The organism is Pseudomonas sp. GCM10022186, assembly GCF_042656385.1.
In the GTDB taxonomy this organism is placed as follows: Bacteria; Pseudomonadota; Gammaproteobacteria; order Pseudomonadales; family Pseudomonadaceae; genus Metapseudomonas.
Map to the genome: position 1 here is coordinate 29,167 of NZ_JBHSOU010000061.1, position 24,044 is coordinate 53,210.

Below are 24,044 nucleotides of genomic sequence, written 5' to 3' on the forward strand. Positions count from 1 at the left end.
CCGAAGTGAAGCCAGCTGAAGTCAAATCTTCAGGACCTCGCCTATCCGGTAGCCTTTGGTCCTTCGTTTTCCTCCGGGCGGCGACTCCTGGTGATTCGAGCCCCCGGTCAGCCTATTAGTGTAGATATGTTTCCTGCATTCCTTATGGTTGCGATGCGTGGGAGCCGGCCCTCGGTTTCCGCGACAAGAAGAGAGGCTCACAAGCAAAAAGACACGCCCGAAGGCGTGTCTTTTCGTTGAGCTCGACGTTGCCCGGGGCTTCAGCCCTGCGCCCTGCGCAACGCCGCCCCACCCTGCCCTTCCCGCGCCCGGCGGCGGGTGATGAGCAGGCCGGAGCAGACCACCAGGATGGCCAGCACCATGGTGGACACGACTTCGACACGGTGGTCCGGGCGCAGCAGCATCAGCACCAGCACACTGCTGATGAAGAGGATCACCCCCCAGGTCAGCCAGGGGTACAGCCACATGCGGTAGCTCAGGGTCTTGCCTTCGGCCAGCAGGCGCTTGCGCATGCGCAGCTGGGAGATGGCGATGACCAGGTACACCAGCAGGGCGATGGCGCCGGAACTGGCCATGAGGAAGCCGAATACCTTGGAGGGCACCAGGTAGTTGGCGATCACCGTGAGGAAGGCGGCGCCGGTGGAGAGCAGCACGGCATAGATCGGGGTGCCGCTGCTGGTGGTCGCCTGGGCGCAGGCCGGTGCATCGCCGCGGCGGCTCAGGGAATAGAGCATGCGCGAGGCGGTGTAGAGGGAGGAGTTCAGGCAGCTGGTCACCGAGGTCAGCACGACGAAGTCGATGATGGCCTTGGCGTGGGGCACGCCAAGGGTTTCCAGCACGGTGACGTAGGAGCCATCGCTGGCCAGGCGCGGATCGTTCCAGGGCACCAGGGCGATGACGATGAAGATCGACAGGATGTAGAACAGCGTGATCCGCCAGATCACCGAGTTGGTGGCCCTGGAGATCTGCTTGCCGGCGGCATCGGATTCGGCGGCGGCGATGGTCACCACTTCGGCACCGAGGAAGGAGAACATGGTGATCAGCATGGCGCTGAGCACGGCGCCGAAGCCGTTGGGCATGAAGCCGCCGGTGTCCCACAGGCGCGAGACGCCGCTGACGCCCGAGTCGGGCAGCAGGCCGAAGATGGCGCAGGCGCCGAGGATGATGAAGCCGACGATGGCCGCCACCTTCACCAGGGCCAGCCAGAACTCGAACTCGCCGTAGTTCTTCACGCTGAACAGGTTGGTGGCGGTGAGCAGCAGGGTGATCGCGAGCGACAGCACCCAGATATCCAGTTGCGGTACCCAGGTGTTGATGATGGTGGCGGCGATGTTGGCTTCGATAGGGATGATCAGCACCCAGAACCACCAGTAGAGCCAGCCGATGGTGTAGCCCGCCCATTTGCCGATGGCCCGGTCGGCGTAGGTGGAGAAGGAGCCGGTGTCCGGCGAGGCGACGGCCATTTCGGCCAGCATGCGCATCACCAGCACCACCAGCGCGCCGGCGAAGATGTAGGCCAGGATGGTGGCCGGACCGGCTTCGGCGATGGCGCGGCCGGAACCCACGAAGAGGCCGGCGCCGATCACGCCGGCGATGGAAAGCATGGTCACGTGTCGGGACTTCAACCCGTGACTCAGGTTGTTCTTGTCTGTCATGGCATTACCTTTGTTCTTGTCGTGCCCGTGGGGCATCGTCGGTATCCGCGATCACCATTCGCGGGACGAAAAAATCCCGCCCTGCCCGGGACGGTGATCCGGGCAGGTGCGGGTGAGCAAGGGACCAGGGTGACGCTCTTAAACTTATGCCAGCTCGTCGAAGCACTCGCCGATGATGGCCAGGCCGCGCGCAAGGTCGGCATCGCTGACGGTCAGCGGTACCAGGATGCGCAGGACGTTGTAGTAGGTGCCGCAGGACAGCAGGATCAGGCCCTTCTCGCGTGCCTTGGCGACGATCTTGCCGGTGAGTTCGGCGGCCGGCTTGTTCAGGTCGCCGCCCTCGAACAGCTCCACGGCGACCATGGCGCCGAGGTTGCGCACGTCCACCAGGCTGCTGTGGCGCTCGCCGATCTTGCGCAGGCCGGCGGTAAGGATCTCACCCACGGACTTGGCGCGATCCAGCAGCTTCTCGCTCTCGAAGGCCTCGATCACCGCCAGGGCGGCGGCGCAGGACACCGGGCTGCCGGCGTAGGTGCCGCCCAGGCCGCCGGGGGCCACGGCGTCCATCACTTCGGCGCGGCCGCTGACGCCGGCCAGGGGGAAGCCACCGGCGATGGACTTGGCGAAGGTGGTGAGGTCGGCGGCGACGCCCATCTGTTCCATGGCGAAGAAGGTGCCGGTACGGCCGGCGCCGGTCTGCACTTCGTCGGCGATCAGCAGGATGCCGTGCTGGTCGCACAGCTCGCGCAGGCGGGCCATGAAGTCCTTCGGCGCGACGTTGAAGCCGCCTTCGCCCTGCACAGGCTCGAGGATGATCGCGGCGATGTCGCTGGGGGCCGCGTCGTTCTTGAAGATGCGCTCGAGGCTGGCCATGGCCTCATCCACCGAGACGCCGTGGATGGCGTTGGGGTACTGGGCGCGGTAGACGCCGCCCGGCATCAGGCCCATGCCGGCGGAGTACGGCACCACCTTGCCGGTGAGGCTCAGGGTGTACTGGGTGCGGCCGTGGTAGGCGCCGGTGAAGGCGATCACGCCGTTGCGGCCGGTGGCGGCGCGGGCGATCTTGATGGCGTTTTCCACAGCCTCGGCGCCGGTGGTGACCAGCAGGGTCTTCTTCTCGAAGCTACCCGGCACCAGCTGGTTGATCTTCTCGGCCAGGGTCACGTAGGGCTCGTAGCCGAACACGTGGAAGCAGGTGTGGGTCAGCTTGGCCAGCTGCTCCTGCACGGCGGCCATCACCTTCGGGTGCAGGTGGCCGGTGTTCAGTACGGCGATGCCGCCGGCGAAGTCCAGGTACTCACGGCCTTCGACGTCCCACACGGTGGCGTTCTCGGCGCGCTCGGCGAAAATCTGGTGGATCTGGCCGACGCCACGGGGAATGGCGGCCATGCGGCGTTGTTGCAGGCTCTGGTTGGTGTTCATGCTTACTCCGGTATTGCAATCGCCCCGCACAGGCAGCCGCCGCAGCGACTTCCCGCGCAGGAAAGGTGAGTGATCCGCCGTGCTTACACGCCGATGCAGAGGTACTTGATTTCCAGGTAGTCATCGATGCCGTACTTGGAGCCTTCGCGGCCCAGGCCCGAGGCCTTGACGCCGCCGAAGGGCGCCACTTCGTTGGAGATGATTCCGGTGTTGATGCCGACGATGCCGTACTCCAGGGCCTCGGCCACGCGGAACACGCGGCCCAGGTCGCGGGCGTAGAAGTAGGCGGCCAGGCCGTATTCGGTGTCGTTGGAGAAAGCGATGACTTCGTCTTCATCCTTGAAGCGGAACAGCGGCGCCAGCGGGCCGAAGGTCTCTTCCTTGGCCACGGCGGCGTGCTTGGGCACGTCCACCAGGATGGTCGGCTCGAAGAAGGTGCCGCCCAGGGCATGCGGCTTGCCGCCGGCTACGACCCTGGCACCCTTGCTCACGGCGTCCTCGATGTGTTCCTGCACCTTGGCCACGGCCTTGGCGTCGATCAGCGGGCCGGTGGTGATACCGGCCTCCAGGCCATTGCCGATGTTCAGGCGGGCTACGGCGGCCTTCAGCTTGTCGACGAAGGCGTCGTACACGCCGTCCTGCACGTAGAGGCGGTTGGCGCAGACGCAGGTCTGGCCGTTGTTGCGGTACTTGGAAACCAGCGCACCTTCCACGGCGGCGTCCAGGTCCGCGTCATCGAAGACGATGAAGGGCGCGTTGCCGCCCAGTTCCAGGGACACCTTCTTGATGTCCTTGGCGCATTCGGCCATCAGCTGGCGGCCGATCTCGGTGGAGCCGGTGAAGGTCAGCTTGCGCACCACCGGATTGCTGGTCAGCTCGCCGCCGACTTCGCCGGCACTGCCGGTGACCACGCTGAGCACGCCTTTCGGGATGCCCGCGCGCTCGGCCAGTTCGGCCAGGGCCAGGGCGGAATACGGGGTCTGCGACGCGGGCTTGAGCACCATGGTGCAGCCGGCGGCGAGCGCCGGGCCGGCCTTGCGGGTGATCATCGCCGAGGGGAAGTTCCACGGGGTGATGGCGGCGGTGACGCCGATGGGCTGCTTGATCACCATCAGGCGCTTGTCCGGCTGGTGGCCGGGGATCATGTCGCCGTAGACACGCTTGGCCTCCTCGCCGAACCACTCGAGGAAGGAGGCGGCGTAGGCGATCTCGCCACGGGACTCCACCAGCGGCTTGCCCTGCTCCAGGGTCATCAGGCGGGCCAGGTCTTCCTGGTTCTGCATCATCAGTTCGAACCAGCGGCGCAGGCGATTGGCACGGTCCTTGGCGGTCAGCGCACGCCAGGCCGGCAGAGCACGCTCGGCGGCCTCGATGGCGCGGCGGGTTTCGGCTGCGCCCATTTTCGGCACGCTGCCGATGATTTCACCGGTGGCCGGGTTGTTCACCTTGAGGGTCTGGCCGCTGTCGGCATCGACCCAGGCGCCATCGATATAGGCCTGCTGGCGGAACAGGGTGGAATCGTTGAGTTGCACGCTTGTCATCCTCTGGGGGTCTTGGCGGTGACGACGGCTCAGCCGGCGGCCCGCTGGTTGTTATGGGTGGCTGGCTTGAGAAAACTGGTGCCGGATGCGGCGATCTGTTCGCGGACCTTGTCGACGATATGGGCGCCGATGGGGATGGCCGAGGTGGCGGCCGGCGACGGCGCATTGCACACGTTCACGCTGCGCGGGGTGTTGACGAAGAGGAAGTCGTCGATCAGCTTGCCCTCGCGGGACACCGCCTGGGCGCGCACGCCGGCCGGGTATTCGGTGAGGTCGGCCTTGGTGATGCTCGGGCAGTACTTCTGCACTTCCTTGAGGTAGCCGCCCTTGAACAGGGAGTTCTTCATCTCGATCAGGCCGGGGCGCAGGTTCTTCGCCAGCACCTTGAGGATGCCGGGAGACGTCAGGGTCTCGAACAGGTCGGAGAGAGAGATATCGGACTTGCGATAACCCTCGCGCTTCATCGCCAGCACGGCGTTGGGGCCGACGGTGACGGTGCCGTCGATCATCCGGGTCAGGTGCACGCCGAGGAAGGGCATGGACGGGTCCGGGATCGGGTAGATCAGGTGGTTGACGATCTGGTTGTGCTGCTTGGGCAGCAGGTAGTACTCGCCACGGAACGGGCAGATGATGAAGTTCGGCTCGATGCCGAGCATGCGTACCACGCGGTCGGCCATCAGGCCGGAGCAGGTGATGAGGTAGCGGCTGCGCAATTCCTCGGTGCGGGTACGCACCACCACTTCGTCGGCGCGCTCGTCGAGGCCGGTGACTTCGGCGCTGAAGCGGATCTCGCCACCGGCGGCCTGGAACTCGCGGCCCATGGCGGTGGTGACTTCGGCATAGCTGACGATGCCGCTGGAGGGCACGAAGATGCCGCCCATGCCGACGATGTTCGGCTCACGCTCGCGCAGCTCGGCGGCGGACAGCCAGTGGCGCTCCAGGCCGTTGGCCGCGGTGCGCTCCCAGAGCGCCTTCATGCGCTCCATTTCCAGCTCGTTGGTGGCCACCAGCAACTTGCCGCACTCGTCATAGCGGATGCCGTGCTTGTTGCAGAAGGCCTTGGTGGCCTTGTTGCCCTCCAGGCAGAAGCGCGCCTTGAGGCTGCCGGGGGTGTAGTAGACGCCGGCATGGATCACGCCGCTGTTGTGGCCGGTCTGGTGCCGGGCCGGGCCGGATTCCTTCTCCAGGAGGAGAACCTTGGCATCCGGGTAGACCTGCATCAGCTGCATGGCCGTGGACATGCCCACGATACCGCCGCCGATGATGATGAAATCGTACACAGCCATTACCTCGCGCACTGGCGTAGCTGACATCTGTCTATAGGAGCGAGCTTGCTCGCGAAATTCCGTGCGCGGGACTTTCGCGAGCAGAGCTCGCTCCTACAACGGTTGCGTGTGGCGGAGGACAGACCCCCGCCGCACTTCATTGATTATTGACCGCGCTGGTACAGCGGCTTCTGGAAGCTGATGTAACCGCGTTGGCGCATCAGCTCGCGACGCAGGCCCTCGTGGGGGATGAAGCGGTCGCGGCCGTGGAGCCAGAACAGGTTGTTGATCAGCAGGAAGCTGCCTACCGGCACCGGCACGGAGAGCTTCTGCGCGCTGCCTTCCAGGGACTCGGACAGGGCGTTCAGCCAGATGCCTTCCTCGAAGTTCTCCGGCTGCACGAACTGGTCGATGTAGCGCATGGTCGGGCGGCCTTCGGCGTCGGTATCGAACACCGGGTGGAACACGTCCTCGGTGACCTTCTTGCTCGGCGGCGCGGTCCAGCGCATCTCGCGGCGGGCCAGCGGGTGGCGGAAGAACTCCTCGCACTGCTCCCAGTCGTCCAGGTGCAGGATCAGGGAGTTGCCGCCTTCCATGTTCTTCTCGTCGATCTTCAGCATCAGCACGTAGTCGGTGATCTGGTTCACGAAGGTGCCGTCGTTGTGCAGCTCCATGACACGGTGCGGCTGACGCAGGTAGCTGTCGGAGTTGTCGCTGTTGACCACCACGAAGCGGGCGTAGAACTGGCCGCTCATGGCGTCGTAGTTGGAACGGCCGATCAGGTGGGCGCAGGCGGTGGTGAACTTCACCATGTCCTCGGCCTGGCTCACGTCATCCAGGCCGATGGGCTTGATCAGCATGCCGCCGCTGGCGCGGCTGAGGATGGTGTTCAGCAGCACCGGGCGCAGGGTGCCTTCGCACAGTTCGTCGAGGATCTGGCCGACGCGGAAGCGCAGGAAGGACTTGTATTCCAGCGCCTGTACCGGCCACTCGCCCACCGCCTTGACGAAGGCCTCCACCGTTTCGCGGGCGAAGGTCAGCTCGAGCAGGCGCGGCGACTGCTCGGAGGGCGCGACTTTGAACCCGCGGGTTTCCAGCGGCATCGGCATCACAAGGTCCTCGATCTTCGTAAAGGCGTTCATGGCGGTTTCCTGGCAAAGGGGTGGTAGGCAGCGCCCGGATCAGGCGGGCGAGTAAAAAATATCGCCACAACACAAAAATGTCTACATTTTTAAAAAACGAAAATAAAACGCTCGTTTGTCCACTGTTTCTCGTGGAAAAGACGTTTCGGTATGATCGGCAAAACGTTTTGAGGAACAGCACCTTGGAAGCACTCGCCCCTCGTCAGAACTCGGCTTTCAGCGGGTATGAGTGGCTCAAGCAGGACATCATCCGCGGCGTGTTCAAGCCCGGCGAAAAGCTGCTGATGAGCGCCCTGAAGGAACGCTACGACCTGGGCGTGGGCCCGCTGCGCGAGGCCCTGTCGCAACTGGTGGCGGAGAAGCTGGTGGTGGCCATCAGCCAGAAAGGCTACCGGGTGGCGCCCATGTCGCTGGAAGAGATGAAGGACATCTACGACGCCCGCGCCAATCTCGAGGCGATGATCGTTGGCCTCGCCATCGAGCGCGGCGACGACGCCTGGGAAGCCTCGGTGCTGGCCCAGTCCCACACCCTGGCCAAGGTGATGGAAGTGAAGACCCGCGAACAGCGCCTGGACGTCTGGGACCAGCGCCACAAGGCCTTTCACACCGCCATCGCCGCGGGCTGCGGGTCGAAGCACCTGCTGCAGGCGCGCACCTATCTGTTCGACCAGGCCGAACGCTACCGCCACCTCTGGCTGACCCAGACGGTGTTCTCCGAAGAAGCCCTGGAACTCAAGCGCCAGGAACACGCGGCGCTGGTGGAAGCCATCCTCGCCCGCGATGCGGCGCGGGCCAGCGAGATGATGCGCACCCACCTGATGACCCCGGTGCCGATCATCGCCGAGATCATGCGCGCCGGGGGGATGGGCATCCCGGCCCGCTGACCGCGACGCCGTGATCCACCTGTAGGGGCGATTTCAATCGCCAAGCAGCCCACAGGGCTGCCCCTCCAGTACACCCAACCGCAAAAACTCATACGCAAAACGCAAATCCAGACCGGCCGGTTTTCCTTACCGTCTTGGAGACTCTCACTCCAACAACAACAAGGGTACGGTCATGGCTGGTGCACTCTCGAACAACGATTCATCCCCCGAACATTCCCAAGGCGCGGTGCCGGACTCGCAACGGCTCGGCCGTGGTTCGTTGACCATGGCCTGGTGGGGCATCTGCAGCGCGATGTTCTACCTGGTGGTCGCCGCGGCGCTGGCAATCGGCTACGGCACGCTGAACGCCATCATCGGCCTGTTGCTGTCGGTGATCAGCTACGGCTTGATCAATGCGCTGATCGCTCGCCACGCCATCGCCACCGGGCTGTCGGTGGCGCAGTTCTCCCAGGTGCTGTTCGGCAGGACCGGGGCGGCGCTCGCCACGCTGATCTTCAGTGCTACGGCCATCTACTACGGCGTGTTCGAAGGTTCGGTGATGGCGGTGGCGTTGCAGCACTACTTCCCCGCCATCGGCTTGCACGGCGCTTTCCTGCTGGTGGTCTGCTACAGCGTGCTGCTGATCTTCGGCAATGCCATGCGCTGGCTCGACAAGCTCAACGGCGTGCTGCTGCCCTTCTACCTGCTCGGCCTGGCGGCGGCAGTGGCAATGGCCATCGCCGAATATGGCTACTCCTCCGCCTGGCTGGACATGGCACCCGAATCCGGGCCGGTCGCGCACGGCTGGTGGAACTGCTTCACCTACTTCATGGGGGTGTGGGTGCTGATGATGTACACCTGGGACTACGCCCGCTTCGGCCGACGCAAAGACAGCCGCTACCACGCCCATTTCAACTTCGGCATGCCCTTCTATGCCGTGGCCTTCCTGCTCAACGGCCTGGTGGGGATCTTCCTGGCCGCCACCATCCCCACTGACGGCAGCCTTTCCGAAGTGTCGGTGGTGCTGGCGATCATCAAGCTGATGGGCCTGGCCGGCCTGCTCTTCGTCTGGATCAGCCAGACGCGCATCAATACCGGCAATTTCTTCCTCGCCGCCACCAACATGCAGGCCTTCTTCACCCACCTGGGCCTGGCGCGCGTGCCCTACCTGGCCTGGGCGCTGCTGACCGGAACGGCGGTCTACCTGCTGATGCTGTTCGACGTGTTCAGCTACATCCTCGAGGCCCTGGCGTACCAGAGCATCTTCATCGTCGGCTGGGTGGCGATCACCCTGGCGCACATACTCGTCTCGCCCACCACGCAATACCGCCTCGATGGCCTGCCGGCCTTCCGCGCCAGGGGCCTGCTCGCCTGGCTCGTCTCGGCGGCCGCCGGCATCGCCCTGCACAGCAGCGACAATAGCGAGCTGGCCACCAGCTCGGCGCCGGCCGCCTTCCTGGTGGCCTTCCTCGGCTACCTCGCCGTGCCCTTCCTCTTCCGCCGCGCCCAGCCCCAGGGCGATCCGAGCTGATACCCCGTGGCCGCCAGCGCGCGGCCACGCTACTGCACCACCCACAACAAGAAACACCGGAGCGGTCAATGAACCTGCAACACACTCGGCTTACCTCGATTCTTGCAACACTGCTCGCCATCGGCATTGCGCAGCCGGCCCATGCCGTGGAAATCACCGATGACCTGGACCTCGGCGGCGCCATTCGCGGGCGCCTGGACCATGACCCCGACCGGGACATTTCCAAGTTCAGCTTCGACACCCTGTTCCTGACGGCGGACTACCACTCCGACACCTGGATCGCCGCCGCCAAGTACCGCTTCTACGGCGACGCCTACCCTTACGAATACACCGACAAGGTGGGCGACATCGCCTTCGCCGAGTACGCCTGGATCGGCTACAGGTTCACCCCGGAGCAGCAGCTGCAGGTGGGCCAGACTGCCGTGCCCTTCGGCCTGGCGCCCTATTTCGGCAGCACCTTCTTCGAGACCCTGGGCAACGTGATCGGCCTGGAGGACACCCAGGACATAGGCTTCAAGTACCTCGCCAAGCAGGGCGACTGGGACCTGCAGGCGGCGTATTACCCGATACCCGCCGAGCAGGGTCGCGGCACCAGCCGGGGCGGGCGCACCTATGGCACCAGCGTCGCGACGGCCGACGACTACGTGGTGGACGGCAGCGACAACCACGAGCAGGACATCCTCGTCGGCCGCCTGGCGCGGGCCTACCAGGCCGACGGCTGGAGCGGCGAGGTGGGTGCCTCCTTGCTGGCCTCGACGCTGGAGAACCAGGACACCGACCGTGACGGCCATCGCTACGCCGCCGCCCTGCACGCCACCGCGCAGCTCGGACCCTGGGGCTTCCAGGTCCAGGCGGCAAGGCAGCGGATGACCCCGGAAAACCCCGGCGATGACCGCCTGGTGAGCTTCGGCAGCTTCGACGGCACCTTCAACGTCGCCGCCAAGGGCAACCTCTACGTGGCGGACCTCAGCTACAGCGTGCCGGGACGCTACGGCTGGCTGTCGGGCATCAAGCTGTATGCGAACTACAGCCTGTTCGACAAGGACGAGCGGGACTTCCAGGATTCCCAGCGCTTCATCGCCGGCAGCTCCTTCAGCTTCGGCCCATTGTGGATCGCCCTGGAATGGCTGCACGGCAAGAACGACCCGTACATCGGCGGCAGCAGCTACACCCAGAGCCTGGGCGCGGGCGGTACGGACCAGTGGGAGAACCAGCTGTACAGCAATATCGGGTACTACTTCTGAGGCACCCGGGGTCAGCTGCGCTGCCCTTGGCGAATGAATTCGCCCCTACAAGGATCGGCTTGACTTCAGCGCCGCGTTTTCCTGTGGGGGCGATTTCAATCGCGATGCGGGCCGCAGGTCCGCCCCTGCAAACCCGATGGGGGCGGCTGCACTGCCCTTGGCGAATGAATTCGCCCCCACAAGTCCCAGTGCGCCAAAACGCAACAAGGGGTACACCCAGCGACAAGCCAGCCACCCCGCCCCCGCCTTAGCGTATGCACCACGGGCCGCCGCCGGCGGCCCTCACCCGAAACATAAAAACAAGCGTTGGTGCCCCATGAAAACAGTAGACCCGATCACCCTGGCGGTCGTGCGAGGCGCGCTGGAAACCGCGCAGCGCGAGATGACCCTGACTCTGGAGAAGACTGGTCGCTCCAGTGTCTTCAACCTCGCCCACGATTACTCCAACTCCCTGTTCGACCACCTTCCGGAGATGATCCTGCAAGGCCAGGACATTCCGATCCACCTGGGTTCGCTGATTCCCGCCATGAAGTGCGTGGCCGAGTTCTTCGGCGACGACATCGCCGAAGGCGACGTGATCTATCACAACGACCCGGCCTACAAGGGCAGCCACATCCTCGACTGCTGCATGTACAAGCCGGTGTTCTACAAGGGCGAACTGGTGTTCTGGACCGTCTGCAAGGGCCACCTCACCGACATCGGCGGCCCGGTGCCGGCCGGCTACAACCCGGACGCCAGGGAGATCTACGCCGAAGGCCTGCGCATCCCGCCGGTCAAGCTGTGGGCTGGCGGCAAGCGCCGCGAGGACGTGATCAACCTGATGCTCACCAACATGCGCGCCCGCCCCTACCAGGAAGGCGACCTGAACGCCCAGTACGGCGCCTGCAGCGTCGGCGAGCGGCACCTGCTGGATCTGCTGGACAAGTACGGCGTAGAGCAGGTCCGCGCCTGCATCGCCGAACTGAAGAACATGGCCGACCGCCATATGCGCGCCCTGCTGCGCGACGTGCCGGACGGCCACTACAGCGGCACCGCCGTGCTCGAAGACTCCGGTCACGGCCTGGGCGAACTGGCCATCACCGCCCATGTGGAAATCCGTGGCGACCAGGCCCATGTGCGCATCGAAAGCCCGCCGCAGGTGCCCTATTTCATCAACTCCTACGAGGGCAACTCGGTGTCCGGCGTCTACCTCGGGCTGATGATGTTCGCCCAGGTCGCGCCGCCCTACAACGAAGGGCTGTACCGCTGCGTCAGCGTCGACGTCGGGCCGCGCGGCACCCTGTGCAATGCCCAGGAGCCGGCGCCTCACGTCAACTGCACCACCACGCCGATGGAAACCCTCGCCGACGCCGTGCGCCTGGCCCTGGAGCAGGCTTCGCCGCAGCGCGTCACCGCCTCCTGGGGCCATACCAGCGGCATCAACATCGCCGGCCGCGACCCGCGCAACGAGAACAGCGAGTACGTGACCATGGTCCTGGCCTCGATCATCTCCGGTGCCGGCGCCAACAAGGTGATGGATGGCTGGCACGCCTGCGGGCCGCTGTGCTGCTTCGGCGCGCTGATGAGCGGCGACATCGAGCTGCTGGAGCACGCCTATCCGGTGCTGATCCACCGCTACAGCCTGATGACCGACAGCGGTGGTGCCGGCGAATTCCGCGGCGGCTCCGGTACGCGCCTGGAGATCGAGCCCCTGGACCACGACATGACCATGGTCGGCTTCGGTGAAGGCCGGCAACTGCCGACGGCCGGCGCGGCCGGCGCGCGCAACGCGCTGATCGAGCCCAAGCTCGGCCGGCTGATCCACCGACAGGCCAACGGCGAGGAAGTCCACTACACCCGCAACCCCATGCTCACCGTTCGTCCCGGCGAGCGGATCATCAATATCAACCCGGGTGGCGGCGGCTACGGCGACCCGCTGCGCCGCCCGGTGGCCGCCGTGCTGGACGACCTGCGCAACGGCCTGGTCTCGCCCAGTGGCGCGGCCCTGGAATACGGCGTGATCCTCGACGCCAACGGCCACCTCGACGAAACCGCCACCCGCGCCGCCCGCGGCCAGTTCTGACCGGAGATTCGACATGCGTAACCAATTTCGCCTGGGCATCGACGCCGGCGGCACCTTCACCGACTTCATCCTGGCCGACCGCGACGGCTCCGTGCAGCTGTTCAAGGCGCCCTCCACCCCGCAGGACGGCACCCTGGCCATCCGCGCCGGCCTCGCGCAGATCGCCGACGCCACCGGCCGCACGCCGGCGGACATCATTGCCAACTGCGACCTGTGCATCAACGGCACCACGGTCGCCCTCAACGCGCTGATCGAGCGTACCGGCGTCAAGGTCGGCCTGCTCTGCACCGACGGCCACGAGGACAGCCTGGAAATCCGCCTCGGCCACAAGGAGGAAGGCCACCGCTACGACGCCCATTACCCGCCGGCGCACATGCTGGTGCCGCGCCACCTGCGCCGTCCCATCGGCGGGCGCATCCTCAGCGACGGCCGCGAGCACAGCCCGCTGGACGAGCGCGCCATCGGCGAGGCCATCGACTACTTCCGCGCCGAGGGCGTCGAGGCCGTGGCCATTTCCTTCGTCTGGTCGGTGCGCAACCCGAGCCATGAAAAGCGCGCCGCCGAACTGGTGCGCGCCGCGCTGCCGGGCGTGTTCGTCTGCACCGGCTGTGAGGTCTTCCCGCAGATCCGCGAGTACACCCGCACCTCCACCACTGTGGTCAACGCCTACCTGAGCCCGGTGATGGGCCGTTACGTGGAGCGCATCGACGCCCTGTTCGAGGAGCTCGGCGCCCAGCAACCGGTGCGCTACTTCCAGTCCAACGGCGGCCTGGCGCCGGGCAATGTAATGCGTGACCGCGCCGTGAATGCCATCAACTCCGGTCCAGCCTCCGCTCCCCAGGCGGGCCTTTCGGTGGCGCGGCCCTTCGGCATCGACAACGTGATCACTGTCGACATGGGCGGCACCTCCTTCGACATCACCCTGACCAACGCCGGGCGCACCAACTTCAGCAAGGACGTCGACTTCCTCCGCCAGCGCATCGGCGTACCGATGATCCAGGTGGAGACCCTGGGCGCCGGCGGCGGCTCCATCGCCCACCTCGACGAATTCGGCATGCTCCAGGTCGGCCCGCGCAGCGCCGGCGCCAAGCCGGGCCCGGTGTGCTACGGCAAGGGCGGCAGCGAACCCACCGTGACCGACGCCAACCTGGCCCTGGGCTACCTCCCGGATGGCGCCCTGCTCGGCGGCAGCATCCGCCTCAACCGCCAGGCGGCGCTGGACGCCATCCGGCAGAAGATCGCCGATCCGCTGGGCATCAGCATCGAACGCGCAGCCTTCGGCATCACCACCCTGGTCAACCTGAACATGGTCAACGGCATCCGCCGGGTCTCCATCGAGCGCGGCCACGACCCGCGCGACTTCGCCCTGATCGGCGCCGGCGGCGCGGCGGGCATGCACGTGGTGCGCCTGGCCGAGGAAATCGGCATCCATACGGTGCTGATCCCGAAAGTCGCCTCCGGCTTGTGCGCCTTCGGCCAGATTCTCTCCGATGTGCGTTACGACCAACTGACCACCCTGCCCATGCGCCTGGACGCCGGGCACGTGGACCTGGGCCGGCTCAACCGCGCACTGGCCGACCTGCGCCAGCAAGGCCTCGGCAACCTGCGCGACGACGGCTTCGGCGACGAGGCCAGCAGCTGCCACTACACCCTGGAAATGCGCTACCTCGGGCAGATCCACGAATGCAGCGTGGAACTGGAAGCACACCAGCTCGACGAGGCGGGCCTGGCCGCCCTGTGCGAGGCCTTCCATGCCCGCCACCAGACGCTCTACTCCTATAGCGAGCGCAGCAGCCCGGTGGAACTGGTCAACCTGGAATGCTCGGTGATCGGCCACCTGCCGCGCCCACCGCAGCCCGAACTGCAAGGCCCGGCCAACCCTCCGGCGCCGGTTCCGGACAGCCTGCGCCCCATGCTGTTCAGTGCCGACGGGCAATGGCAGTCCACTGCGGTGTTCAACGGCAACCGCCTGTTGCCCGGCCAAAGGGTGCAAGGCCCCAGCGTGATCGAGGAGGACACCACCAACATCGTGGTGCCGCCGGGCTGGCAGGCGACTCTCGAGCCATCGGCCACCTACCGGGTGACGTGCTGCGCTTGATGCGGCCCTGAATCACACCGATCATTGGCCGATACACAGCGCGGCAGGCTCGACCTGCCGCGCTGTCCTCACAAGAGCAATAAGCACGAGGACACGCCATGCCCCATGAGTTGTCGACCGACGGCTGGTCGCAGCATGAGCGCCAGGTACGCTGGGCCGAGGCGATCAGCGCGACCTACTTTCCGCTGTCGCTGGAGTTCGAAGCCGGCAAACCCTTCGATGGCCGCCTCCAGGTCTGGAACACTCCCACCAGCCCCGTCAGCCTCTCGCGACTGCGCTCCACCACCCTGGGCTATTCGCGCAGCAGGGCCCAGGTCGGCCAGGACAACGAAGCCTTCTACCTCGTCACCGTACCCCGCCAGGCCGAGGTGCATTTCGAGCAGGAGGGCCGACAGCTGAGCTGCTCACCGGGCGGCTTCATCGTCGAACGCGGCGACGCGCCCTACCGCTTCCACTACGGCAGCGAGAACGACCTCTGGGTGCTCAAGCTGCCCGAGCGCGCCCTGCAAGGCCACTTGCGCGGTCCCGAGCGTTACACCCGCTTCTGCTTCGGTGCCGAACGCGGCCTGGGGCGAGTCTTCATCGAACAACTGGGGCTTTGCGCGGCCAACTTCGACGACTGCCCGCCCGCCGCCCGCCACCTGCTTCTGGAACAGGCCCTGTCCACCCTGCTGCTGGTGCTGCAGCAGGACGAACGCGTGCTCAGCAGCGAAAGCTCCAGTCTCAGTGCCCTGCATCTGCAACGGGTCGAGCGTTACGTGGAACAGCACCTGGCCGATCCGGACCTCTCGCCACAATCCATCGCCAGCGCCTGTGGCCTGTCGTTGCGCTACCTGCACAAGCTCTTCGCCGCCACGCCCTACACCCTCGGCGAGTGGGTACGCCAGCAGCGCCTGGAGGCCGTGCACCGCCAGCTGCGCGACCCGCACTGCCATCTGTCCATCGGCGAACTGGCCTTCCGCTGGGGCTTCAGCGACCAGGCGCAGTTCACCCGCGCCTTCCGCCAGCACTACGGCTGTACCGCCCGCGAAGTCCGCGGCGCCCGCGCGCACTGAGCGACTCTCCAGGACGAATCCGCGCAGCGCTTTTCGATCAGACTACTAACCGACAGGGGCTGCTGCGCAGCCCTTGGCGAATGAATTCGCCCCCACAAGAAGTGCATGCCCTGGCGCGGTTCCGCTCTTCTGTGGGGGCGATTTCAATCGCGATGCAGCCCGCAGGGCTGCCCCGGTGGACCCGATGGCGCCGCGGATCAGCCCGCGCGCAGCAGCTCCAGCAACTGGGCATGCAGCCGCGGATCGCCACAGGCGATCACATCACCGCCATGTTGCGCGTCGCCGCCGTCCCAGCGGGTGACCACGCCGCCGGCGCCCTGGATGATCGGCATCAGCGCCTGGATGTCGTAGGGCTTGAGGCCCGGATCGAGTACCACGTCCACCAGCCCCAGGGCCAGCATGCAGTAGGCGTAGCAATCGCCGCTGTAGCGCACCAGCCGCGCCTCGCTCGACAGTTTCTCGAACAGGTCGCTGTAGCGCGGCTGTTGGAAGTGCTCGGGACTGGTGACCATCAGGGTGGCGTCGGAGAGCTTGCCGCAGGCGCGGGTCTGGATCGGCCGGCCGTTGAGTGAGGCGCTGGCACCATCGCCGATGAAACGCTCGCGGGTGAAGGGCTGGTCCATCACGCCCAGGATCGGGCGGGTGCCATCGTTGAGGGCGATCAGGGTGCCCCAGAGGGGGATGCCGCTGATGAAGGAACGGGTACCGTCCACCGGGTCCAGCACCCAGGTCCAGGCTTCCTCGCCCTTGATGTTCTCCTCTTCCTCGCCGAGCACACCGTGGCCGGGATAGCGCTCGCCGATCAGCGCGCGCATGGCGCGCTCGGCGCCCTTGTCCGCCAGGGTCACGGGGTCGAAGCGCTCCGCCTCCTTGTTCTCCACCTCCAGGGGCAGGCGGAAGTAGGTCAGGGTCACCCGAGCGGCCGCATCAGCCAGCTCTTCGGCGAATTCCAGGTAATCGGGTGGGAGGGTTTGCTCGTTCATGGGGGCTCCGGTTCACAGGCGTATCAGCAGAATTCCAGCATAGGTCAGGCGCCTGGTACACCAAGGTTGCCGGCGAAGCGCCCTTCGCGGGATGTCGCCAGGACCTAGCGCCCCTGCTGCTGGAGGTATTCGTCCGTGGACACCACCTTGGCATAGGCGAAGCCCAGGGCGGCCATGAAGGCGGCGTGGACCTGCTCGGCGGGGACGACCTTGCCATTGAACTCCAGGTCCCGCGTGGCACAGGCATCGTGGATCACGGTGGCCTGGTAACCGTAGTCCGCCGCCGCCCGGGTGATGCCATCGACGCACATATGGCTCATGTTGCCGACAATGGTCACCTTTTCCACGCCGTTGCGGTCGAGCACGGCCTTGAGGTCGGTCTCGCGGAAGGCGTTGACGAAGTTCTTCAGCACCACCTGCTCGTCGGGGGTGTTCTGCACTTTCGGGTGGATCTGCGCGCCCTCGGAGCCGGGCCTGAAGAAAGGCGCCTCCTGGCTGGTGAATTCGTGGCGGATGTGCACCACCAGGTCACCTGCCTTGCGGGCGCCGTCGATGACCCGCGCGGCGTTGTCCGCAGCGGCCTGTACGCCATGCAGGGTCCAGAGTCCACCCGGGAAATAGTCGTTCTGGATGTCGACTACGATAACGGCTTGCTTGCTCATGATGTTCACCTTGGGTTGTGGAGGGGGAGACCTGGAGCCAAAAATGAACCTCCGCGCGCCGGTTGAGGATCGGCGCGACCGACAAATTCGCAGGAAAAACTGACAATGAAGACCATGCTGGAGGTTGGCCTGCTGCTCTATCCCGGTGCTCAGCTGGCGGCGGTCTACGGTCTGTCCGACCTTTTTGCGGTGGCCAATCGCATTGCCGCCGAGCACGCCGACGCCAACCTGCCGCTCCTGCGGGTACGCCATTGGGCGGCGGGCGAAGACGGCGAAATCCGCTGCACCCTCGACAGCCAGCCGCAGGGCGACAGCCGCCCGACCGTGGTGGTGGTGCCACCTTGCCTTGGCACCCTGCCTCCGGCCGAGGTCCTGGAGCCCTTCGCCAACTGGCTCAGCCTCCAGCACGCGGCAGGCGTCACCCTGAGTTCGGTATGCGCCGGGGCCTTCGTCCTGGCCCAGACCGGGCTGCTCGCCGGCCGCGCCCTGACCACCCACTGGAGCCTGGCCAGGGACCTCGGCGAGCGCTTCCCCGAGGTGAAGGTGGATGCCGACAAGCTGGTCCTGGACGACGGCGACATCATCACTGCCGGTGGCGTGATGGCCTGGACCGACCTGGGCCTGACCCTGGTCGACCGCCTGCTGGGCCCGACCATCGCCGCCGATACCGCGCGTTTCCTGGCGCTCGACCTGACCCGCCACTCCCAGCAATGCTTCCGCCGCTTCACCCCGCCCCTCACCCATGGAGACGAGGCCGTGCTCAAGGTCCAGCACTGGCTGCAACGCCAGGACACCCGCAACGTGAGCCTGCCGGACATGGCCGCCCGTGCCGGGCTGGGCGAACGCACCTTCCTGCGCCGCTTCCAGCAGGCCACCGGCCTGCGCCCCACCGAATACTGCCAGCAGCTGCGCGCCGCCAGGGCCCGCGAGCTGCTGGAGCTGACCAACCGCACGGTGGACCAGATCGCCTGGGATGTCGGCTACCAGGACCCGGCGGCCTTTCGCAAGGTGTTCAACAAGATGGTCGGGCTCTCGCCCACGGACTATCGGCGGCGGTTCGGGCGAAGAAGCAAGGTAGAGGGGTAGGGGCGAATTCATTGGCTATGTCCAGCGTAGGAGCGAGCTCTGCTCGCGAACGGGACCACTTCGCGAGCAGAGCTCGCTCCTACGTGCTTCCTGATTACAGCCGTGTAGGGTCGATAGCGCTTTTCTATCCACCAGCGAGGCATTGCAAGGTATCGATGGTGGAAATCCCCAAAGGGATTTCCACCCTACGCGCCGATTGGCGTGGAAGCTCCCAAAGCTGGTCCCCGCTCAGCGCATGTACAGGTCGTTACCGCAGCCGATCCCATCACAGGGCTCTTCCTCCACCACGCCCTCCCCGTCCCGCACCGCCTCATCCCGGTACACCCCGAGCGCCGGATCGAAGATGCGGATCAGGACCTGCGGCCGTTCGGTGCTGACACGGGGCAATTGAGCGTCGTGGAACTGGTGGTACTCCGGCACCACCACGAAGGGCTGCGGCGGCAGGTCGGCGAAGGGTTGGGGCGGTGGCGAGACGTAGGGTTGCAAGGGGCCACTGCGGTAATAGGTGGTACCGAGGTAGGGCCCGAGGCCGTAGTACATGCCGCCGTCGCCATAGCCGGCGGCCCAGGCGCCCGGCATGGCCAGGAACAGGATTCCGAGGCGTCCCATGAAGGCCCCTCCGCGCTGAATCCCCCAAGGTCTTCAGTTATAGCACTGCCCCTGGCACGCGCCGCGGCGCCCGCGGTCAAATGCCTTGTCGATGCCCTTCGAGGAGGTGCTCCGCCATGTCCCGCGCCAACCTGCTGCTCGCCACCCTCGCCGGCACCCTCGCCTACCTGGGCCTGGCCATCCTCGGCTGGGGCGGGTTCGGCGCATTCTTCGGCCAGCCGCCGCTGGTGGCCCTGACCCTGGTGCTCTTCGTCCTCGCGGGCCTGGCGCCCTTCTCCGGCGGAAACCTCAGCAGCGGTGTGCGGGAAGACCGGCGCAATCGCTGGGTGCTGCCGGTGTTCGGGGTGATCGGCGTGCTCAGCGCCTTCCTCCCGGCCTACACCGATCGCCTCGACGTCTGGACCTTCGGCGGCGACGGCGTGCGCTGGCTGGGCGTGGTGCTCTTCGCCGTCGGCGGTGCCCTGCGGCTGTGGCCCGTGTTCGTGCTGGGCAACCGCTTCAGCGGCCTGGTGGCGATCCAGCCCGGCCATCGTCTGGTGACCGATGGCATCTACGGTTCCATCCGTCACCCCAGCTACCTGGGCCTGATGATCGGCACCCTCGGCTGGGCCCTGGCCTTCCGCTCCGGAGCCGGCCTGGTGCTGGTGGCGCTGACCCTGCCGCCCCTGCTCGCCCGCATCCAGGCGGAAGAAGCGCTGCTGCGCACCGAGTTCGGCGCGGAATACGAGGCCTACTGCGCGCGCACTTCGCGGCTGATCCCGGGGATCTACTGAAGACCTTCAGTCCACGCAGGCCTTGATGCAGTTGCGCCAGGCAAGGATGGCCAATCCGGCCGCCCCACAAGCCGGGACCGGCGCTTGCGCATGACCTCAGCCATCCACCTTGAATCGTGCCCGGTAGTCGCTCGGCGTCACCCCCAGGCGGCGCTGGAAGGCGCGGCGGAAGCCGTCGATATTGGCGTAGCCCACCTCGTCGGCCAGGCGCTTCAAGGGGATGTCCGACTCCTCGGCCAGACGAGGGGCGGCGTCGATACGCGCCAGCTCGACGAACTCGGCCGGCGTGGAGCTGGCTTCCTGCTTGAACACCCGCGCGAAGTTGCGCTCGCTCATGCCGGCGCCCCTTTCAGAGGCGGCGGCGCTCGGCGCTGATCTCCGGCAGGTCGGTGCGACGCAGGTAGACCAGCAGTGCGTCGGAAAAGTTGAGGCGGTCGTTGATGTTCTGGTCCAGCAGGATCTGCAGGCATTCGCGGCTCAAGGTCATCACCTGGCCGGCTTTCGCCGCCCAGACAAACTCGCAGGCCGGGATGATGCTGTCGTCAGGCACGTCCATGCCGAACGAGTCCTCGCTGAAGCGCACGATGTACTTGCCCAGCTTGCGGTTGAATCCGACGAACCCCTCGAGGGCGTCGGCGGCGTTGCAGATATCGGCGGAGGTGATGCTCATGCTGTACTTCCCGGTCTGGATGGAGAGGGTTGCGCACGCATGTAAGGCAGGAATCCCCCACTCTGGCCGGTGGGTAGGCGAGCCATTCTGCCAGCCCCGCCGCTTGTCCGGGATAGCGCGGCGGGGGACAGGTTGTCGCACCTCCGGCAAGCGGGCCGGAGGTGCGCCTCCGCACTCAGTGCGCCGGCTGGACGATGGCGTTGCCGGGCAGCGCCGGCAACCGCGCCAGGTGCAGGGCCACGGCCACCGCCACCGCCAGCAGGGTGCCGACGAACAGGCCGATGCCTTCCCAGCCGTAGTGGTGCCAGAACAGGCCGCCCAGGGTACCGGCCAGGCTGGAGCCGACGTAGTAGCTGAACACGTACAGCGACGTGGCCTGGCCCTTGGCGCGCTGGGCGCGGCGGCCGATCCAGCTGCTGGCCACCGAGTGGGCGCCGAAGAAGCCGAAGGTGAAGATCGCCATGCCGGCCAGGATCACCCCCAGTTGGCTGAACAGGGTCAGCACCAGGCCGCCCAGCGTCAGCAGGATGGTCGCCCAGAGCACCTTGCGCCGACCCAGCTTGTCGGCCAGGGAGCCGACCCAGGCCGAACTGTAGATGCCCGACAGGTAGACCACCGAGAGCACGCCCACCAGCGCCTGGCTCATCTGGAAGGGCGCGGCCAGCAGGCGGTAGCCGATGTAGTTGAACAGGGTGACGAAAGCGCCCATCAGCAGGAAGCCGATGAGGAACAGCCAGGGCAGGCCGGCATCCCGGAAGTGCAGGCGATAGCCCTCGATCAGGGTGGACGGCTTGAGCGGCGTCGGGCGGAAATGCTTCGACTCCGGCAATGCCCGCCAGAATACCAGGCCGGCCACCAGGCCCATGCCGCCCAGCACAGCCAGGACCACGTGCCAGGAGACGAAGTCGACCAGCACGCCGCTGAGCAGGCGCCCGCTCATGCCACCGATAGCGTTGCCGCTGATGTAGAGCCCCATGGACAGACCCAGGTGCTGCGGATGGATTTCCTCGCTCAGGTAGGTCATGGCCACAGCGGCCAGACCACTCAGGGACAGGCCCACCAGGGCCCGCATCACCAGCACGCCTTCCCAGGTCGGCATGGCCGCGCTGGCCAGGGTCAGCAGGGCGGCGGCGATCAGGGAAATCACCATCATCGGCTTGCGGCCGATGGCGTCGGACAACGGGCCGGTCACCAGCAGGCCGAGGGCGAGCATGGCGGTGGACACCGAGAGCGCGAGGCTGCTCTGGGCGGCGCTGATGGCGAAGGCCTTGGACAGCACCGGCATCATCGGCTGGATGCAGTACAGCAGGGCGAAGGTGGCGAAACCGCCGGAGAACAGCGCCAGCGAGGTGCGGCGGAACTGGGGCGTGCCCTTGCGGATGTAGGTGGGAAGTTCGGGATCGTTGGCGGCGGCGCCGGGCAGCTCGGCGGCTGCATCACGGGCCGCCTCGCTAAACGCGGGTTCGTCTTCGGTCTTGAGTACTGCCTGGGATTTGCTCACGGGGCACCTTCGGGAGTTTGCGGCGAGCAGGCACAACGAGGCCGTGCCGCCTGGATCAGGGGCTGGGGAATTCGTTGTTGGGGTTATGGGGCAAAGGATATCGAGCGGTTTATATTATCTCCAATATATTGTTCGACATATTTGATACTCAAAACATATCGATAGGCCGCCCCTATGGAATTGAGACACCTGCGCTACTTCATTGCCGTCGCCGAAGAACTGCACTTCGGCCGGGCCGCCGAACAGCTGGGCATCTCCCAGCCGCCCCTGAGCCAACAGATCCAGGCACTGGAGGAGGAGATCGGCGCCCGCCTGCTGGAACGCACCAACCGCCGCGTGGAGCTGACCGAAGCCGGCCGCCGCTTCCTTGACGAAGCCCGCCAGGTGCTGGTGCAGGCGGACAAGGCGGTCCAGGTGGCGCGCCGCGCCCACCGCGGCGAACTGGGGGAACTGAAGGTAGGCTTCACCTCCTCGGCGCCCTTCACCTCCACCATTCCCCGCAGCATCCACGCCTTCCGCCAGGCCTACCCCGACGTGCACCTGGAGCTCACCGAGAGCAGCAGCGCCGAAACGGTCAAGGCGCTGCTGGCGGACAGCCTGCAGGTCGGGGTGATCCGCCCCCTCGCCCTGCCGGACAACCTGCTGGCGGTAGAACTGTTCAACGAGCCCCTGGTGGCGGTGCTGCGGGCCGACCACCCCCTGGCCCAGGGCAGCGAAGAGGGCATCGCCATCGCCACCCTGGCCGGGGAACCCTTCGTGTTCTTCCCCCGCACCTTCGGCACCGGCCTCTACGACCAGCTGCTCGCGCTCGCCCGCGAGGCCGGTTTCTCGCCGCGCATCGCCCAGGAGGCCAGCGAGGCCATGACCATCATCGGCCTGGTATCGGCAGGGCTGGGAGTATCCGTGCTGCCGGCCTCGTTCCGCCGCACGCGGGTGGACGGCGTGGTCTACCGCACCCTGCTGGACCCGGGCGCCACCACCGCCGTCTGGCTGGTGCGCAAGCGCGGCGAGCGCTCGCCCCTGGCCCTGGCTTTCGTCGAACTGGTGACCCGCGAGGCCGCCGCCCTCCGCGACAGCAGGATGGGTCGGGCGGCGTTCCGCTGAGCGAAGCGATACCCATCGCGAGCACTTGCGCCACCGCAGGGTGCGCCATGCGCACCGATTGCGGGATCGGCCCCTGCGCCTCGCTCAACCCTTGGTGCGCGCGGCGCACCCTACCAGATCAGCCCTGTAGGGGGATAGCGCTTTTCTATCCACCAGCGAGGCCGTGCAAGACACCGATGGTGGGATCCCCAAAGGAATTTCCACCCTTGCCGATTGACATGGAAACTCCTTCAAGCGCAGCTCCACCTCCCCCATGGCGAAAGATTTTCGAGGCCGCGTCACAAACGGAAACCCTGGTTCGTCGTGAAGGTGTAACCCCTTCCAACCCCGAATGAGGAATCCAGCATGACGCCCGCAAGCCCCCTCAACTACCAGCAGGTCATCCCCGAAGTGATCGATGCCATGGGCGAAGTGCACACGCCCCTGGACGCCCTCGGCCTGGAACGCAGCCTGCACCACCTGGTGCAACTGCGGGCCTCGCAGCTCAACCAGTGCGCCTTCTGCGTGAAGATGCACACCCGCGAGGCGCGGGACGATGGCGAAACCGACGAACGCCTGGACCGCCTGGTGGTCTGGGACCATTGCAGCGACTTCACCCCGAAGGAGAAGGCGGCCCTGGCCTGGACCGAAGCCCTTACCCAGCTCGACCGCCGGACCGACTATGCTGCCCTGCGCACCGCCCTGCGCGAGCATTTCACCGAGGTGGAGATAGGTGCGCTGACCGCCACCGTGGCGATGATCAACCTCTGGAACCGCATCCAGATATCGAGGCACTGAC

The 24,044-nt window shown here is 66.3% G+C and carries 21 protein-coding genes; 10 read left to right on the forward strand and 11 right to left on the reverse strand.

The window, feature by feature from the left end:
• Nucleotides 1-260 precede the first annotated feature (260 nt).
• The 5 genes from gabP to glaH form a co-directional block, all read right to left on the reverse strand.
• A complete protein-coding gene (gene gabP / locus ACFPU0_RS20890; RefSeq protein WP_377695190.1) occupies nucleotides 261-1,655 on the reverse strand; it encodes a GABA permease in 1,395 nt (464 codons plus the stop codon).
• A gap of 144 nt (nucleotides 1,656-1,799) precedes the next feature.
• Nucleotides 1,800-3,077 carry a 4-aminobutyrate--2-oxoglutarate transaminase gene (gene gabT, locus ACFPU0_RS20895; protein ID WP_377695191.1) on the reverse strand — a complete coding sequence of 426 codons (1,278 nt, stop codon included), beginning with the start codon at nucleotides 3,075-3,077 and terminating at the stop codon, nucleotides 1,800-1,802.
• Nucleotides 3,078-3,160: 83 nt separating this feature from the next.
• The gene (gene gabD, locus ACFPU0_RS20900; RefSeq protein ID WP_377695192.1) at nucleotides 3,161-4,609 is read right to left on the reverse strand and encodes an NADP-dependent succinate-semialdehyde dehydrogenase; all 1,449 of its coding nucleotides are present in this window, start codon (nucleotides 4,607-4,609) and stop codon (nucleotides 3,161-3,163) included.
• Nucleotides 4,610-4,647: 38 nt separating this feature from the next.
• On the reverse strand, nucleotides 4,648-5,898 hold the full coding sequence (lhgO, locus tag ACFPU0_RS20905; protein ID WP_377695193.1) for an L-2-hydroxyglutarate oxidase: 1,251 nt from the start codon (nucleotides 5,896-5,898) through the stop codon (nucleotides 4,648-4,650).
• A 149-nt stretch (nucleotides 5,899-6,047) separates the two neighbouring features.
• A complete protein-coding gene (gene glaH, locus ACFPU0_RS20910; RefSeq protein WP_377695194.1) occupies nucleotides 6,048-7,025 on the reverse strand; it encodes a glutarate dioxygenase GlaH in 978 nt (325 codons plus the stop codon).
• Between the two features lie 182 nt (nucleotides 7,026-7,207).
• On the opposite strand from glaH, the gene csiR reads away from it, so the two are divergent.
• From csiR to ACFPU0_RS20940, 6 genes are all read left to right on the forward strand, one after another.
• A complete protein-coding gene (gene csiR / locus ACFPU0_RS20915) occupies nucleotides 7,208-7,909 on the forward strand; it encodes a DNA-binding transcriptional regulator CsiR (protein ID WP_377695195.1) in 702 nt (233 codons plus the stop codon).
• A gap of 172 nt (nucleotides 7,910-8,081) precedes the next feature.
• Complete coding sequence (locus ACFPU0_RS20920) at nucleotides 8,082-9,419, forward strand: purine-cytosine permease family protein (protein ID WP_377695197.1); 1,338 nt, start codon at nucleotides 8,082-8,084, stop codon at nucleotides 9,417-9,419.
• A gap of 68 nt (nucleotides 9,420-9,487) precedes the next feature.
• The gene (locus tag ACFPU0_RS20925; protein WP_377695198.1) at nucleotides 9,488-10,663 is read left to right on the forward strand and encodes a hypothetical protein; all 1,176 of its coding nucleotides are present in this window, start codon (nucleotides 9,488-9,490) and stop codon (nucleotides 10,661-10,663) included.
• 316 nt (nucleotides 10,664-10,979) lie between these two features.
• On the forward strand, nucleotides 10,980-12,725 hold the full coding sequence (locus ACFPU0_RS20930; RefSeq protein WP_377695199.1) for a hydantoinase B/oxoprolinase family protein: 1,746 nt from the start codon (nucleotides 10,980-10,982) through the stop codon (nucleotides 12,723-12,725).
• A 13-nt stretch (nucleotides 12,726-12,738) separates the two neighbouring features.
• Nucleotides 12,739-14,823 carry a hydantoinase/oxoprolinase family protein gene (locus ACFPU0_RS20935; protein ID WP_377695200.1) on the forward strand — a complete coding sequence of 695 codons (2,085 nt, stop codon included), beginning with the start codon at nucleotides 12,739-12,741 and terminating at the stop codon, nucleotides 14,821-14,823.
• 98 nt (nucleotides 14,824-14,921) lie between these two features.
• A complete protein-coding gene (locus ACFPU0_RS20940; protein ID WP_377695201.1) occupies nucleotides 14,922-15,878 on the forward strand; it encodes a helix-turn-helix domain-containing protein in 957 nt (318 codons plus the stop codon).
• A gap of 197 nt (nucleotides 15,879-16,075) precedes the next feature.
• Here the strand turns inward: ACFPU0_RS20940 and hisN are convergent, their stop codons facing one another.
• Nucleotides 16,076-16,861, reverse strand: a complete 786-nt coding sequence (gene hisN, locus ACFPU0_RS20945; protein WP_377695202.1) for a histidinol-phosphatase — start codon at nucleotides 16,859-16,861, stop codon at nucleotides 16,076-16,078.
• A 104-nt stretch (nucleotides 16,862-16,965) separates the two neighbouring features.
• On the reverse strand, nucleotides 16,966-17,523 hold the full coding sequence (locus tag ACFPU0_RS20950; protein ID WP_377695203.1) for a cysteine hydrolase family protein: 558 nt from the start codon (nucleotides 17,521-17,523) through the stop codon (nucleotides 16,966-16,968).
• 105 nt (nucleotides 17,524-17,628) lie between these two features.
• Between ACFPU0_RS20950 and ACFPU0_RS20955 the strand changes: the two genes are divergently transcribed.
• A complete protein-coding gene (locus ACFPU0_RS20955) occupies nucleotides 17,629-18,609 on the forward strand; it encodes a GlxA family transcriptional regulator (RefSeq protein ID WP_377695204.1) in 981 nt (326 codons plus the stop codon).
• A 228-nt stretch (nucleotides 18,610-18,837) separates the two neighbouring features.
• Here ACFPU0_RS20955 and ACFPU0_RS20960 read toward each other — a convergent pair whose 3' ends face one another.
• Nucleotides 18,838-19,218: a hypothetical protein gene (locus ACFPU0_RS20960; protein ID WP_377695205.1), complete on the reverse strand. Its 381-nt coding sequence runs from the start codon at nucleotides 19,216-19,218 to the stop codon at nucleotides 18,838-18,840.
• A gap of 116 nt (nucleotides 19,219-19,334) precedes the next feature.
• Between ACFPU0_RS20960 and ACFPU0_RS20965 the strand changes: the two genes are divergently transcribed.
• Nucleotides 19,335-19,991 (forward strand): methyltransferase family protein, encoded by a 657-nt coding sequence (locus ACFPU0_RS20965; protein ID WP_377695206.1) that lies wholly within the window; start codon nucleotides 19,335-19,337, stop codon nucleotides 19,989-19,991.
• Nucleotides 19,992-20,087: 96 nt separating this feature from the next.
• On the opposite strand, the gene ACFPU0_RS20970 is transcribed toward ACFPU0_RS20965, so the two are convergent.
• The 3 genes from ACFPU0_RS20970 to ACFPU0_RS20980 all read right to left on the reverse strand — a co-directional run bounded on the left by ACFPU0_RS20970 (nucleotide 20,088) and on the right by ACFPU0_RS20980 (nucleotide 22,162).
• Complete coding sequence (locus ACFPU0_RS20970) at nucleotides 20,088-20,327, reverse strand: helix-turn-helix domain-containing protein (RefSeq protein ID WP_377695207.1); 240 nt, start codon at nucleotides 20,325-20,327, stop codon at nucleotides 20,088-20,090.
• Between the two features lie 13 nt (nucleotides 20,328-20,340).
• Complete coding sequence (locus tag ACFPU0_RS20975) at nucleotides 20,341-20,661, reverse strand: DUF2025 family protein (RefSeq protein WP_377695209.1); 321 nt, start codon at nucleotides 20,659-20,661, stop codon at nucleotides 20,341-20,343.
• Nucleotides 20,662-20,836: 175 nt separating this feature from the next.
• Nucleotides 20,837-22,162 (reverse strand): MFS transporter, encoded by a 1,326-nt coding sequence (locus ACFPU0_RS20980; RefSeq protein ID WP_377695210.1) that lies wholly within the window; start codon nucleotides 22,160-22,162, stop codon nucleotides 20,837-20,839.
• 174 nt (nucleotides 22,163-22,336) lie between these two features.
• On the opposite strand from ACFPU0_RS20980, the gene ACFPU0_RS20985 reads away from it, so the two are divergent.
• Both ACFPU0_RS20985 and ACFPU0_RS20990 read left to right on the forward strand, forming a co-directional pair.
• Entirely contained in the window at nucleotides 22,337-23,266 is a 930-nt protein-coding gene (locus ACFPU0_RS20985; RefSeq protein WP_377695211.1) for a LysR substrate-binding domain-containing protein, read from the forward strand.
• Nucleotides 23,267-23,611: 345 nt separating this feature from the next.
• Entirely contained in the window at nucleotides 23,612-24,043 is a 432-nt protein-coding gene (locus ACFPU0_RS20990) for a carboxymuconolactone decarboxylase family protein (RefSeq protein WP_377695212.1), read from the forward strand.
• The last annotated feature ends 1 nt before the right edge of the window (nucleotide 24,044 follow it).